The following is a 14,550-nucleotide window of genomic DNA, read 5'->3' on the forward strand; positions in this document are numbered from 1 at the left end:
AGCTTCTATTATGACATATAAAAATATGCATGAGTACATCCCTTTTTAACGCATAACAGAAACTTTTCTATTACAAATACTTTTTCTTCCCACCGAGTAATAATCTATCTTTTGTTTCTTAACATCTTCATCAGTATAACAATTTCTCCCATCGAATAAAATAGGCTCTCTCATAAGTTGTACGTACTTTTCTAACGGGTACACTCGAATAGCTTCCCATTCTGTTACGATAAAAGCCGCACTCGCATCTCGAATCGATTCATCTATACATCTACTATATTGTATAGCATCTCCAAATATATTTTTCACATATTGAATTGCTTTTGGGTCGTACAGAACAATTTCTGCACCTATATTAAGTAATGCTTCTATTATAATAAGAGATGATGCCTCTCTAATATCATCCGTATTCGGTTTAAATGACGCGCCAAGAACTGCAATCCGCTTTTTATTCATGTTCATAACTTTTTTCGCTTTTCCAATCAATAGCAGCTGTTGCTTATTATTTACTTCAATAACCGCTTTTAACAAACGAAAATCATGAGCAACATTTCCCGCAATTTGCACCAGTGCTTTCGTATCTTTCGGGAAACACGATCCCCCGTATCCAATGCCCGCATTTAAAAAAGATGCACCAATTCTCTTATCCATTCCCATCCCTTTGGCAACATCCAATACATTTGCGCCTACCTTCTCACATATATTTGAAATTTCATTAATGAAACTAATCTTTGTAGCTAAAAAGGCATTCGATGCGTATTTAATCATCTCTGCACTTTTAATATCTGTAACATACGTTTCTAAGCATAATTGGCTATACAAACTCTCTACTCTTCTTGCTACTTCCTCACTATCCGCTCCAATTACAATACGATCTCCATGAAAGAAATCATAAATACCTGAACCTTCACGCAAAAACTCTGGATTCGATACGATATGTACTGTATGCCTCCCTTTTAAATTCCCCTCAATCCATCCCTTCATTACATCATTTGTACCTACTGGAACTGTACTTTTCGTAACAACAATAATATCGTTTGTCGCATATAATCCAATATCGTTACAAGCACTCTGAATATACGTTAAATCCGCCGTCCCATCTAATAAAGATGGTGTTCCAACTGCAATAAATATAAACTCTACATCATCAAATGCCTCTTCTTTATTTGATGTAAAAGTTAAAGCATTATTCTCATATGCATAATTTATTAATTCATGTAATCTAACCTCATAAATAGGTAAATCCCCTTGTTTTATCCGTTCAATTTTTTCATCATCTATATCAAAACATGTAACTGAATGCCCCAACTTTGCCAATCCTACTCCTGTAATCAATCCAACATATCCAGTACCTATTATCGTAATTTTCATTTCCTTTTCGCACAGGAATTTACAATAGAAAAGATATGAAATACAGAATTCTCCCTGTGCTTCCCCCTCTCACATTAAAAATGAGAAAACCCTTTTCCTTCTTCATTATATGAATTACTTCCCTCATTCTTTTTAAAGTTTTTGTAAAATTAAATGCACTATAATATAAAGTGAAACTTTAATCAGTGGGGCTTTTACGGGCAGTTGATCCCCACCTAACTTCTTTGCTTCGCTGAATTTTGAGGTGGGGGTCTTACTGCCCGTTAATGCGGGATAAAGTAAAACTTTAATTAGTAGGAATGGGGCTACTAGTTGACGCGAGATAAATTCCCACATTTTAACATGAAACTTACTCATTTCTACGTGTAACACTTATAATACTGAACTAAAAGTATTCACTATCGAAGAAAAAAGGAAATGTCATATTCCAAAGTCCAGTACGATTAACCTTCTCATATGATGCAACATTCTATATACAATTGTCATATATTCTATCCGCTTCCATTAACCGTAAAGAGAAAAAAAGATTGAATTCTAATCTTTTTGTGATACCATATGTTATGAGCCTGTAAATAAACATCATAATTTTCAGATAAATATATTTTCAAAAAAAAAATTACGTTAGAATATAAAGGGTGGGGTATTAATGGACTCACAAGTGATTTATGCCATTTTGGCATCTTTCATCACTGTACTCGTCGTTACTCCTTTAGTTATTAAATTAGCTTTTAAAATAGGAGCGACAGATAAGCCAAACGCACGTAAAGTGCACCAAAAGATTATGCCACGTCTTGGCGGGTTAGCAATATTTATTGGTGTAGCTGTAGGATTTGTTGTCGGCGGCTTATATGAGCAAAGAATGTTATCGATAACACTAGGTGCGATTATCATTGTAATCATCGGAATTTTAGATGATATGTACGAGTTATCTGCGAAAGTAAAATTCGGTGGACAACTGTTAGTTGCCATTATGATTGTAAAAAGTGGATTATTAGTGCAAGTATTATATATCCCATTCCTTGGGGATACTGAACTTGGATGGCTTGCTTATCCAATTACAGTATTTTGGCTTGTAGGTATTACGAATGCAATCAACTTAATTGACGGCTTAGATGGATTATCTGCTGGTATTTCATCTATCGTACTTGCAACGCTAGCATATATGGCCTTCACTAGCCCATGGGGTACTGGAACAGCTATTATCTTGCCACTCGCATTAATTATATTAGCAAGTACAATTGGATTTTTATTCTTCAACTTCCATCCAGCAAAAATTTTCATGGGAGATACAGGAGCACTATTTTTAGGATACTGTATTTCTGTTATATCGTTACTTGGATTATACAAAAGTGTAACGTTATTCAGTTTTATCGTTCCAATTATCATTTTAGGTGTACCTATATTTGATACGATATTTGCAATCATCCGTCGTATCGTAAATAAAAAACCTATTTCAGCACCAGATAAATCGCATTTACATCACCGCTTACTTGCAATGGGATTCTCTCATCGTAAAACGGTACTAATTATATACGCATTCGGTATTTTCTTTAGTGTAAATGCCATTATTTTCACTAGTGCAACGTTATGGTTATCCATTATTCTTCTTTTCGCTTTGATTTTCTTCACAGAAATCATTGCTGAAATAATCGGTCTTGTACATGAACGTTACAAACCACTTATTTCCTTTTATAAAAAAGTGAAAAAACGCGAAGACTAATTGTAGTATAGCCTTTACCATTATGAAATATTCAAATAGCATCCTTTAGGATGCTATTTTTTATTCCTTATTTTATATTTCCAAAATATAGATTGTTTGAGAGTTCCTCTATTGGAGAAAGATATACATAATAAGAAAAGTATCAAGTTTTTTTACATCTTGATTGTCAAACTGAGGGTGAATGTTATGATCAAGCGAGTATTTCAATGTATTATTTTATTCTTAACAATTACTATGTACGCATCATCTAATACTGAAGCAACAACCGTTATTCCTGCTGAACATCATCCAAATACTGAAACAACTTCTCCTACACAAAAAATTGCGTACTTAACATTTGATGACGGTCCAAACAAATATACTACACAAATTTTAAACATCTTAAAAGAAAAGAACGGAAAAGCAACTTTCTTTGTTATTGGCGGAAAAGTGCCGCATTACAGAAAAACGATGCAACGATTAATTAAAGAAGGACATTATATCGGGCTCCATAGCATGTCACATGATGTAAAACGCCTTTACACTGGTGACCCTTCCACTTTAATTGCAGAAATGGAACAAACACAAAGCATTGTCCAGCAAGTTACGAAATTAAATACACATCTCGTTCGCGTTCCATATGGTAGTATGCCTTACTTAAAAAAGAATTACCGTGACGCACTTGTATCAGCCCAGTATAAAATGTGGGATTGGACGATCGATACTTATGACTGGAAAAGCTATGATAATCCTTCTGCCATACTCGAAAGAGTGCGTAATCAAAGTGATGAACAAGTCGAAGTTATTTTAATGCATGATTCGAGTGTGACCGTACAAATACTGCCAAAAGTAATTGATTATTTACAGTCACAAGGATACAAACTTCTTCCCTATAATCCATCTTCTCATCTCGAGGTAAATTTTTGGAAAGACACAAGATTGTAACAGCTTTAGTACTTCTAGACTAAAGCTGTTTTATTTTTCTCTTCCCACCCTTCCCATTTTTGTGTAAACTTTTAAATAGTGATGAAGTTTCGAGGTGAATGGAAATGAAACGAATAGATCTCATTTTTAATGCAATACAAGAAGGAAATTATACAGAAGGTGTAACCGCATCAGAACTCGCTACATTTCTACAACTAGATCGCGCCAATGTAAGTAGCGACTTAAACAAACTTGTAAAAGATAAACGGTTATTAAAAACAAATACGCGACCTGTTCGTTTTTACATAGAAACGAACACTTCGTTGGAAACGCATTCAAAAGACATAACTTCATTAGATACATTTGCAATTGAAAATACGAGCCTTAAAATCGCAATTGAAAAAGCGAAAGCTTCTATTCTCTACCCTCCAAACGGTATGCATACTTTACTACTGGGAGAAACAGGGGTCGGAAAGTCTATGTTTGCTTCTTTAATGCACGAATATGCAATTGAAGTTGAACAGCTTCCCAAAAATGCACCATTTATCGTCTTTAACTGTGCTGATTACGCAAACAATCCACAACTACTACTTGGACAGTTATTTGGGATTAAAAAAGGAGCTTACACAGGAGCAAGTGATCAAAAAGGGTTAATTGAAAAAGCACATGAAGGAATTCTTTTCTTAGATGAAGTACATCGCCTACCTCCAGAGGGACAAGAAATGCTTTTCACCTTTATTGACCGCGGAGTGTACCGCCGCCTTGGAGAAACAGAGAACGAACGTAAAGCACAAGTATTAATCATTACTGCAACAACAGAAGAACCAAATTCCTTTTTATTAAAAACATTTACAAGACGTATACCGATGACTGTTACGCTGCCACCACTTCGTGAGCGTACACATAAAGAGCGCTTTGCTTTACTACAGCTATTTTTCACAAATGAAGCAATTCGTCTGCGAAAAGACATTCACGTTAGCCCAAATGCAATGCGTGCTTTCGTCTTTTACAATTGTCCCAATAACATTGGTCAATTAAAAACAGATGTTCAAATTGCCTGTGCGAAAGCCTATTCTGATTTGGTCACAAAGAAACGTGATTCTGTCTATGTTTCAAGTACAGATTTACCTTGGTATATGAAAGAAGGGTTGTTCATTGAAAGGAAGAGCCGTCACTTATACCAAATACCAAATGAAACATTTGTATTTACAGGTGAGGAAGGTTGGAGTAATCATAAAACAGAAGATGAAAAACGCTCTTCTATTTACGATTATATTGACTATAAATACGAAGAACTTCAAGCACGTGGTATTGAAGAGGAAGAATTAGAATTACTAATAGAAAATGATGTTCAAAGCTTTTTCGTACAATATTTTAACCAAATATCAAAAAAAACAAGCCATGAAAATGTTTTTAAAATTGTGGATCGTAATATCGTTTCCGTATGTGAAAAAATAGCGGAACTTGCTGAAAAGCATTTATCTAAGACGTTTGATGAAAAAGTATTTCTCGCTTTAAGTTTACATGTACAGACAACTCTACAACGTTTACAAAGCGGAAAACAAATACATCACCCACAATTAAATCAAATTCGTACGAAATATAAAGAAGCTTTTTCTGTATCTATGCAATGCATTCAACTACTGGAGGAAGAATTACAAATAACAATGCCTATTGATGAAGCTGGCTTTTTAACAATGTTCTTCGTTGTTGATCCAATTCCTGCCTCACAAACAGAAGTAAAAGTATTAATATTAGCACACGGTAATGGCATCGCAACTGAAATGGCAAACGTTGCAAACGAACTTCTCGGCATTGAGGAAGTAACCGGTATTGATATGCCGTTACACGAATCACCGAAAGATTTCTTGGAACGTGTGAAAGTGTATATGCAAACACTACAAAATGTAAATGGGCTTCTCTTACTTGTCGATATGGGGTCACTTGCTTATATCGGTGACATATTAGAAACGGAGTTCAAAATCCCTGTACGTGTTCTCTCGATGACGAGCACACCACATGCACTAGAAGCAGCTCGAAAAGCTCAGCTCGGTTATTCATTAGATGCGCTATATGAAACAGTAAAAAATTTAACACCATTTTACTTAAACGTACAAGAAGAAAAGAAAAAACCTCTCTCTCCAATGAAATCTGTTATTTTAACAGCTTGTTTAACTGGTGAAGGAAGTGCTTTAGCTATTCAAAAAATGTTAGAGAACTATTTACGATTTGATAAAGACTTAATTGAAATTATTCCGATTAGTATCGTCCATGAAAAAGATTTAACGAAAATGATCGAGAACATAAAAAAAGAGCGTAACATCATTTGTATCGTTACGAATTTCGATGTGCAAGTACCATGCTTAACATATCATTTCCAAGACATCGTAAACTACACAGCGATTCAGCCCATTCAAGAATTAATTACGTATGAAGAAACATATGCAAAAATGGCGGATATTCTTGAACAACAAATGCAGCGTAACGATGGGGCATTACTTATTAAAACAATTCGTTACGCATTAAATACAATTCAGGAATTAATTTCCTTACAGCTAACTCCTGATAGCTTAATGGGTGTTATTCTGCATATGAGCTGTATGGTTGACCGTCTTCAAAAAGGAGAAAGCCTTCTTCCTCACCCTGATAAAGAGAAAAGAAGACAAGATGAATACTGGATGTATATGAAAGTAAAAAAAGCATTGCAACCAATTGAAAATACATTTGAAATACAAATACCTGATGACGAAGTATTTTACGTTATGGACTTCTTTATTAAAAATCAACCTGTGAAAAATTAATCGAGGCAATTTTTAAAAATATCGACCGTAACGCAAGTTATATCAGCGATTATTGAAATATATCGGCGTAACGCGAGTTATATCAGCGATTTTCAAAATATATCGATTTACCGACAATAATCGCTAAAACTAGCACCTTATATAATGAGAAAAGGCTGTTCCAACATATGGACAGCCTTTTCCTCTACTTCTTTACTTTTCTAACTCGCCCTCTTATTTCTCCTCTTTTTTGTGATTTCGTATGAACATTAACATATACGTTTGCTTGAATAATTTCTTGAAGTAAATGTACAAATGATTTCCCTTGTAAAGGTCCCTCAAAATCCTCCACATTCACTACACCAGTAATACTTCCCTCGTTCAAGCTAATCCCTTGCTCCAGTGGACCATACAAATATAAAACAACAGGACCAATTTGAGTAGACTTCCCTAAATGAATTTGACACGATGTAACCTTTTCTATATTTTTTAGTATTACTCTGTAATGCAATTTCGTTAAATCATCACTAAAAATAAACTCTGCTACCCCAAAAGCTTCTGTATTTACAGGAGGCACTTCCCTCTTACCTGTTAACCTGGCAAAGAAATGTGTTGTCATAAGGCATTCTCCTTATATAAATTTCCCAGCACTACTTCTACTACTTTATGGTTTAGACATAATCATTTATGACTTTTTCAATTTTAATTACAAAGAAAAGATTCACAAAATCTTTACATTAGATTTGTTCCTTTTGCTTTACCACTTCTTGTATAATGCACATAGCAAAAACATTCTAGGAGGTTATTTTGAAAAAAAACAAACACACCTTTCACACATTATTAGAGATTTTTCTCGTCTCATTTAAATTAGGACTTACTTCATTCGGCGGTCCTGTCGCTCATCTCGGCTATTTTCACCACGAATACGTGCAAAAAAGAAAATGGATGGATGAACGAAGCTATGGAGATTTAGTAGCGCTATGTCAATTCCTTCCTGGTCCTGCCAGCAGTCAAGTCGGTATGGGGGTTGGATTATTAAGAGGTGGGCTTTTAGGAGCTATTATTTCATGGATTGGATTCACTTTACCGTCTGTACTTGTTTTAGTTTTCTTCGCCTCATTCCTTAATCAGTTCGATCTTGGGAGTGCTGGCTGGATTCATGGACTAAAACTTGTAGCAGTCGCTATTGTCGCTCACGCCATATGGGGAATGGCGCAAAAGTTAACTCCAGATCGCAACCGTGCGACGATTGCGATTGTAACTGCCGCAATCGCCTTATTATGGCCAAGTAGCTGGACGCAAGTGATCCTCATTATAATATGTGGCTTTATCGGCTGGTTTTTATATCGCAACCAACCAATTAGCCAATCTCAGCATATAAAAGTACCTATTTCAAAAAAGATAGCAGTTTCTTGTCTCGTCTTATTCTTTGGACTCTTACTACTGCTACCAATATTAAGACCTTTCTCTTATTACATCGCTTTATTTGATAGTTTCTATCGCTCTGGCGCACTTGTATTTGGAGGAGGACACGTCGTGCTGCCCCTTCTTGAAGGTGAGTTCGTACAAAACGGCATGATGACGAAAGAACAGTTCCTAGCTGGATACGGATTAACACAAGCAGTACCAGGACCACTATTTACATTCGCCTCGTATATAGGAGCAGTGTTAAACGGGACGCTTGGGGCAATACTCGCAACAATTGCGATTTTCCTCCCTGCTTTCTTACTCGTTATTGGTGTTTTACCATTTTGGAACAGTGTGAGAAAAATATCATTCATACAAGGCGCACTACTTGGTGTTAACGCCGCAGTTGTTGGTATTTTAATTGCCGCTTTTTACGATCCCATTTGGACGAGTACAATTATAAATGCTTCAGATTTCGTTTTCGCTTCGCTTCTTTTTTGCTTACTAGCTTTTTGGAAAACACCACCTTGGGTTATCGTTATACTCGGAGCCTTTGGCGGATATATTCTGTCCATTTTATAAATAGAAAAAACGACGGCATGATGTAGCCGTCGTTTTTCTATTAGAACTTCACAAGCTCTATTCCTTCTGGCAACTCACTCTCTGTTAAAATACGCAATTCCTTCACACGATCCATTACGTAAGAAGAACGCTTCACAAGCTCTGGATCAATATAAGCTGGATGAACCATAATTTCTACCGTTTGTTCACCTTGTACTCTTTCTTTTAACTTCACAAAGTAATCTTCCGTCACACCATCCGCATAAAAGTCACTGTAAAACACATCAGAAAATGGATGCACCGCTCTATCTTCCTCACAACGACGAATCGGAACATTATATTTAGCCGCTAATCTCTCAAGAACATCATGTAAAATCGGTAAACCATGCACATGATGATGACTATCTAAATGAGTTGGTGTTAATCCGTAAGATAAAAACTTCTCAATTTGAGCAGTCCATTCTCTCTCAACTTCTTCTGGATTTATATTCCCTTCCCTTACAACACTTTGTTTATGAAACGATCCGTCGCTACCTACAAGTGATGGTACGTCTCCAAGAAGTGGTTCCCCTGCTGTTAATACGAGATGTACGCCTACTCCGAGTAGGTTGTACTCTTTCGCTAAGCGTACGGCATGCTCTGTTCCTGGCATATTCATCATCATCGTCGTTGAATTTACAAGTCCATTTATATGCCCATCAATAATGCCGTAATTTGTACCTTCTGTAAGACCGAAATCATCTGCATTTACAATTAACTTAATCATCATAATACCTCCTAATAGAATAAAAAAAGCGGGCTAAATAGCGCCGCTTTTACTTCTCTACCTTTTTAAAGAACTGTGGAAGATACTCTTTATGTGCTTCCAACATTTCATCTAAAATTTGTTTTGCAACTTTATCTGATGGTACAAGTGGATTGATTGTCATAGCAAGCAGCGCCTTATGATAATCCCCTGTAACAGCAGCTTCAATTGTTGTGCGCTCGAATGATTTAATTTGTTGTACTAAACCGCGAACTGGTACTGGAAGGTCTCCAACTGCAATTGGTTTTGGGCCTTCTTTCGTAATAATACAGTTCACTTCAACAGCTGAATCATGTGGTAAGCTTGCAATTGTTCCGTTGTTTCGTGTATTAACAGGCTGGATATCACCTTTATTATTGTAAATAGACGTAATTAAGCTACATGCTGCATCACTATAATAAGCTCCGCCACGTTTTTCTAATTGTGGTGGTTTAATATCTAAGTTCGGGTCTTTATATAACTCAAATAAATCATTTTCTAATTGTTTTACTACTTCTGCACGTGTACCTTTTTCAACAGAAGCTTCTTTCTCTTCTTCTAACATTTCACGTGTTTTGTAGTAGTAACGATGGTATGGACATGGAATTGCACGAAGTCCGCGAATAAAGTCTGGTTCCCAGTTAAGCGCTGCGATATTTTCCATCGTAATTTGTTTTTCTGGATCTGTCACAAGCTCTAACACACGGTCCATTACACTTACACCATCTAAGTATACATCTAGTCCGTATACCATATGATTTAAACCTGCGAAATCAACGTGAACACGACTCGCATCTACTTCAAGTAATCTTGCAAGACCCATACGAATTCCGATTGGAACGTTACATAGACCAACTACTCTTTGAATATTTGTATAACGAAGGACAGCCTCTGTTACCATACCAGCTGGATTTGCAAAGTTAATTAACCATGCATTCGGACAGAGCTCCTCCATATCCTTACAAATATCTAAAATAACAGGAATCGTTCTCAACGCTTTGAATAAACCACCAGGACCATTCGTTTCCTGACCGATTACATCATACTTTAACGGAATTGCTTCATCTTTTGCACGTGCTTCTAATAAACCAACGCGAAGTTGTGTTGTTACGAAGTCAGCATCTTTTAATGCTTCACGGCGATCAAGTGTTAAATGTACCTCGATTGGTAAGCCTGATTTTTTCACCATACGTTTCGCTAAGTTACCAACGATTTCTAACTTTTCTTTTCCTGCCTCAATATCTACTAACCAAATTTCACGAACAGGAAGCTCATCATAACGCTTAATAAATCCTTCAATTAACTCTGGTGTATAACTAGATCCACCGCCGATTGTAGCAATTTTAATTCCAGTCATGCTTTATTCCCCTTTCGCTTCAAGCTTTTTATAAAGATCGATAAACTCTGCTGCTAATTCTTTCACTGTAATCGCATTCATTAAATGGTCTTGTGCGTGAATTAAAAGAACACTAATCTCTGTTTTTTCTCCTCTTGCTTCTGATTGTATGAGCTCTGTTTGGAAATGATGCGCTTCATTAATCGCTTCTTTCGCCTTTACCATCGCTTCATCTGCTTCTGCCATTTTCCCCTGTTTGGCAAATTGAAGTGCCTCCATCGCAAAGCTTCGTGCGTTACCACTATTTAAAATCAATTGGAATGGAATTTGTTCTGCTGTAGTCATCATAATTACCGCCCTCTCTATAAGGTTCAACCGATTTAAATACCCCTTCAGTTTGAACATCTCTATTAAAGTTTTAATTTATTAATGATAGTTTGGTGTTCTTGCAGATGTGTTTCATCTTTTTGAACATGATATAAAGGTGATTGTTCTCACAGACACCGTTGTCTGCGAGAACAATCTCTATGTTACATAGGTACAGAGTTGTTGTTTCCTTGCGCTGCTTCTTTTTCAGTACGAACAACTGAACGGTCACATAATACAACGAATGGATAATAGATTACCATCGCAATTACAAAGTTGAATAACTGTAGAATTGCACCTGAAAGATGTCCACCTGTTACAAGATAACCACTAATAATTGGTGGTGTTGCCCATGGGATCATCGCAACTGTTTTTGGTACCCAGCCAATAGATATAGCTGTATAAGAAGTGATTACTAATACAATTGGTGTTATGATAAACGGTAAGAATAAAACTGGATTTAAAATAATTGGTGTACCAAATATTACCGGTTCATTAATATTGAATGCACCTGGTCCAATCGATAAGCGAGATACACCGCGTAACTGTGCACTTTTTGCTACAAGTAATACCACTACCAAGAATGCTAATGTTGCACCAGAACCACCAAGATATACGAAAGTATCAAAGAATGGTTTTGTAATAATGTTTGGAACATCAAATGCAGATGTACCACCTTGGAATAACTTCATGTTTTTCTCTAATGCCGGTAAGTATAATGGCTCAATAATACCACCAACGATATTTGGACCATGTAAGCCGAAGAACCAAAGAAGATGAACAAGGAGTACAATGACAATTGCACTTGGTAATGTCCCTGCTAAACTTTGTAGTGGTGATTGAATCGTATTAAAGATAAATTCATGAACACTTGTACCAGCTAATTTCACTGCTAATTGAATACCTGCAACTACTGTTAAGATAACAAATGCTGGAACTATAGCTGCGAAAGATCTTAAAACTGCTGGTGGTACTCCATCAGGCATTTTAAAAGTAATGTTTCTTTGTACAAAGAAACGGAATACTTCAGTAACAAGGAGTGCCACGATAATTGCTACAAATAACCCTTGTGCACCTGTCCAAGCTAAGTTCAATCCGCCTTCTTTCGGTGTTGTTGGCGTAAGAATAATTAACGCACCAAATGAAATAATACCTGCTGACAAACCATCAACGCCGTAAGATTTTGCTAAGTTATAACTTGTTGTAAATGCTATGATTAGTGCTAGAATCGCGAAAGAACCAGTCCACATTCCACCGCCGACTTGTTTCCACGTTTCACCAAACATACCTTTCATGAAATCTTGGAAAGCTTCAGACGGAAAACCATTAATTAGTGATGCCAGTGCACCAACTAAAATAAGTGGCATAACTGCAATAAATCCGTCACGGATTGCAGCTAAGTGACGTTGCGATCCGATTTTACCAGCGACAGGAACAATATATTTCTCCATAAATGCAATAAACTTTTGCATTTCGCTTCCCCCCTAATTATTTTTTAAGTGTTAATGCGTGATCTAAAACTGCTTCCCCATTCATCATGCCGTAGTGCATTGGATTGATAACGTCGATTCCAACGTTTCTCTCGTCAGCAAGCGTTTTCATTGAAGAGAGCATGTAACGAACTTGTGGTCCTAGTAATAATACATCTGCTTGATCGATATTCGTTTTTACTGCATCCCCAGATACAGCCCAAATCTTGCCTTCTAAACCGCGAGCTTTTGCAGCCGCTTCCATTTTTGTAACTAGTAAACTTGTAGACATCCCTGCTGAGCAACATAATAAAATATTCATTTGAAAATCCCCCTTGTGTAGTATAAAAAATTTATGTTTATTTATTTTTCTTTACGCTATTTATTAATGCAATTAGCGTGCCAACTTTTTAAAACCACTAAAATCAGTGCTTTTTCGAGCATTTTCTTTGTGTGTTAACGCTTTCAATTAGTGTGTCGTCCAAAAAACACACAGTGTGTTATAAAACAACACGCTTTTAACACATAACTGTATGAAAATAGATTAGTGTTTAGTTGTCTAGTTATGTTTAATATGAAAAAAACACTAAAAAAATTTTTTTATCGTAGAAATCTAGTAAAAAACAACATTTTCTTGAGCTCAGTCTTCTATCTATTCTATTGTCCAAGCACACTCTACTAAATTACATAAAATAAAATAGAATAAAATAACACAATTCGAAAGGGGATTCCTATGCCAAAACATAGAAAACAAAGCAAAATAAAGATTTATAGAATAACAAGCTATAAAAAGGACAAGCGTTCTGAATTAGACTCTGACAAATTTGAACTAGAACAGCAGGACAAGCATGATACACAAGACAAACAAGACAAACAAGATAAACAGGACAAACAGAATGAGCAGAATAAGCAAGATAAGCAAGTACAATCGGAAAATGTAATTATAGTACCTACAGATTCACACAGCTTAGATGTGTGGGATGAAATTTCTCTAAAGGAAATACAAGCTGGTGAACATACGAACCTATTTGAAGAAAAGAGTAATTATCAAAATATTAATTTAGTCCAAGTTAACGATGTTCGCTTATACTTGGACAAGCAACTTCAATTTAGTTCCGTTGATGAGCAAATTTATCATGAAGCACTTGTACATCCAATTATGTCAAAAGTAATTGATCCAAAACGTGTTCTCATATTAGGTGGTGGCGATGGTCTTGCCTTACGAGAAGTTTTGAAATATGAAACTGTGCTACATGTAGACCTTGTTGATTTAGACGAGGCGATGATTAATATGGCACGTAATGTTCCAGAAATAGTATCTTTAAACAAAAATGCTTTTTTTGATAATCGAGTGAACGTGCACGTATGCGATGCAAAAGAATTTCTAAATTCACCTTCATCTTTATACGATGTAATCATTATTGATTTTCCAGACCCAGCGACAAAGTTGTTAAGTACTTTATATACAAGCGAACTATTTGCTCGTATAGCTACATTCTTAACAGAAGATGGTGCTTTCGTCTGTCAATCTAATTCACCTGCTGATGCACCTCTAGTATATTGGAGTATCGGTAATACAATTGAACACGCTGGATTAACTGTGAAAAGTTATCATACAATAGTTCCTTCTTTCGGAACTGACTGGGGATTTCATCTTGCTACTAATTCTGCACATATACTCGATCAAATTGAACAATTATATGTAGTACCAAATCCTCGAACATTGCCTTCTCTTCTTTTTCCTTTATTCCAATTTAAAGAAGAACATCTAGAACAACGTAACCTCGCTCTCTTAAATTCAGAATCAAATCTTATCTTACATCAATGCTACAAACAGGAAATGAAGTTTTGAC

The 14,550-nt window shown here is 36.0% G+C and carries 12 protein-coding genes; 5 read left to right on the forward strand and 7 right to left on the reverse strand.

Annotated features, from left to right (window positions below):
• Positions 1-45: 45 nt before the first annotated feature.
• Positions 46-1,371 (reverse strand): UDP-glucose dehydrogenase family protein, encoded by a 1,326-nt coding sequence (locus tag BM089_RS22585; RefSeq protein ID WP_090978137.1) that lies wholly within the window; start codon positions 1,369-1,371, stop codon positions 46-48.
• Between the two features lie 646 nt (positions 1,372-2,017).
• On the opposite strand from BM089_RS22585, the gene BM089_RS22595 reads away from it, so the two are divergent.
• From BM089_RS22595 to BM089_RS22605, 3 genes are all read left to right on the forward strand, one after another.
• Positions 2,018-3,091, forward strand: a complete 1,074-nt coding sequence (locus BM089_RS22595) for a glycosyltransferase family 4 protein (RefSeq protein WP_000378306.1) — start codon at positions 2,018-2,020, stop codon at positions 3,089-3,091.
• A gap of 186 nt (positions 3,092-3,277) precedes the next feature.
• Positions 3,278-4,015: a polysaccharide deacetylase family protein gene (locus BM089_RS22600; protein ID WP_016513232.1), complete on the forward strand. Its 738-nt coding sequence runs from the start codon at positions 3,278-3,280 to the stop codon at positions 4,013-4,015.
• 104 nt (positions 4,016-4,119) lie between these two features.
• Positions 4,120-6,795: a sigma-54-dependent transcriptional regulator gene (locus BM089_RS22605; protein WP_090978139.1), complete on the forward strand. Its 2,676-nt coding sequence runs from the start codon at positions 4,120-4,122 to the stop codon at positions 6,793-6,795.
• A 184-nt stretch (positions 6,796-6,979) separates the two neighbouring features.
• On the opposite strand, the gene exsM is transcribed toward BM089_RS22605, so the two are convergent.
• Positions 6,980-7,393, reverse strand: a complete 414-nt coding sequence (gene exsM, locus BM089_RS22610) for an exosporium regulatory protein ExsM (RefSeq protein WP_000207046.1) — start codon at positions 7,391-7,393, stop codon at positions 6,980-6,982.
• A gap of 188 nt (positions 7,394-7,581) precedes the next feature.
• On the opposite strand from exsM, the gene BM089_RS22615 reads away from it, so the two are divergent.
• Positions 7,582-8,763 carry a chromate transporter gene (locus tag BM089_RS22615; protein WP_090978141.1) on the forward strand — a complete coding sequence of 394 codons (1,182 nt, stop codon included), beginning with the start codon at positions 7,582-7,584 and terminating at the stop codon, positions 8,761-8,763.
• A 40-nt stretch (positions 8,764-8,803) separates the two neighbouring features.
• Here the strand turns inward: BM089_RS22615 and chbG are convergent, their stop codons facing one another.
• The 5 genes from chbG to BM089_RS22640 all read right to left on the reverse strand — a co-directional run bounded on the left by chbG (position 8,804) and on the right by BM089_RS22640 (position 13,019).
• A complete protein-coding gene (gene chbG / locus BM089_RS22620) occupies positions 8,804-9,508 on the reverse strand; it encodes a chitin disaccharide deacetylase (RefSeq protein ID WP_016079721.1) in 705 nt (234 codons plus the stop codon).
• Positions 9,509-9,557: 49 nt separating this feature from the next.
• A complete protein-coding gene (celF, locus tag BM089_RS22625) occupies positions 9,558-10,883 on the reverse strand; it encodes a 6-phospho-beta-glucosidase (protein ID WP_000145762.1) in 1,326 nt (441 codons plus the stop codon).
• Between the two features lie 3 nt (positions 10,884-10,886).
• Positions 10,887-11,210, reverse strand: a complete 324-nt coding sequence (locus BM089_RS22630; protein WP_000989050.1) for a PTS lactose/cellobiose transporter subunit IIA — start codon at positions 11,208-11,210, stop codon at positions 10,887-10,889.
• 182 nt (positions 11,211-11,392) lie between these two features.
• Positions 11,393-12,700, reverse strand: a complete 1,308-nt coding sequence (gene celB, locus BM089_RS22635) for a PTS cellobiose transporter subunit IIC (RefSeq protein WP_065229567.1) — start codon at positions 12,698-12,700, stop codon at positions 11,393-11,395.
• A gap of 16 nt (positions 12,701-12,716) precedes the next feature.
• Entirely contained in the window at positions 12,717-13,019 is a 303-nt protein-coding gene (locus BM089_RS22640) for a PTS sugar transporter subunit IIB (protein ID WP_001023569.1), read from the reverse strand.
• Positions 13,020-13,430: 411 nt separating this feature from the next.
• Here BM089_RS22640 and BM089_RS22645 point away from each other — a divergent pair, with 411 nt between their 5' ends.
• A complete protein-coding gene (locus BM089_RS22645; RefSeq protein WP_090978143.1) occupies positions 13,431-14,549 on the forward strand; it encodes a polyamine aminopropyltransferase in 1,119 nt (372 codons plus the stop codon).
• Position 14,550 lies beyond the last annotated feature (1 nt).

Source organism: Bacillus sp. 5mfcol3.1 (genome assembly GCF_900114335.1).
GTDB classification, from domain to species: domain Bacteria; phylum Bacillota; class Bacilli; order Bacillales; family Bacillaceae_G; genus Bacillus_A; species Bacillus_A thuringiensis_S.

Excerpts from the sequence above, each read along its gene's own strand:
- celF (WP_000145762.1), bottom strand. The coding sequence starts at position 10,883 with ATGACTGGAATTAAAATTGCTACAATCGGCGGTGGATCTAGTTATACA.
- BM089_RS22630 (WP_000989050.1), bottom strand. The coding sequence starts at position 11,210 with ATGATGACTACAGCAGAACAAATTCCATTCCAATTGATTTTAAATAGT.
- chbG (WP_016079721.1), bottom strand. The coding sequence starts at position 9,508 with ATGATTAAGTTAATTGTAAATGCAGATGATTTCGGTCTTACAGAAGGT.
- BM089_RS22595 (WP_000378306.1), top strand. The coding sequence starts at position 2,018 with ATGGACTCACAAGTGATTTATGCCATTTTGGCATCTTTCATCACTGTA.
- BM089_RS22645 (WP_090978143.1), top strand. The coding sequence starts at position 13,431 with ATGCCAAAACATAGAAAACAAAGCAAAATAAAGATTTATAGAATAACA.
- BM089_RS22605 (WP_090978139.1), top strand. The coding sequence starts at position 4,120 with ATGAAACGAATAGATCTCATTTTTAATGCAATACAAGAAGGAAATTAT.
- BM089_RS22640 (WP_001023569.1), bottom strand. The coding sequence starts at position 13,019 with ATGAATATTTTATTATGTTGCTCAGCAGGGATGTCTACAAGTTTACTA.
- BM089_RS22585 (WP_090978137.1), bottom strand. The coding sequence starts at position 1,371 with ATGAAAATTACGATAATAGGTACTGGATATGTTGGATTGATTACAGGA.
- celB (WP_065229567.1), bottom strand. The coding sequence starts at position 12,700 with ATGCAAAAGTTTATTGCATTTATGGAGAAATATATTGTTCCTGTCGCT.
- BM089_RS22600 (WP_016513232.1), top strand. The coding sequence starts at position 3,278 with ATGATCAAGCGAGTATTTCAATGTATTATTTTATTCTTAACAATTACT.
- exsM (WP_000207046.1), bottom strand. The coding sequence starts at position 7,393 with ATGACAACACATTTCTTTGCCAGGTTAACAGGTAAGAGGGAAGTGCCT.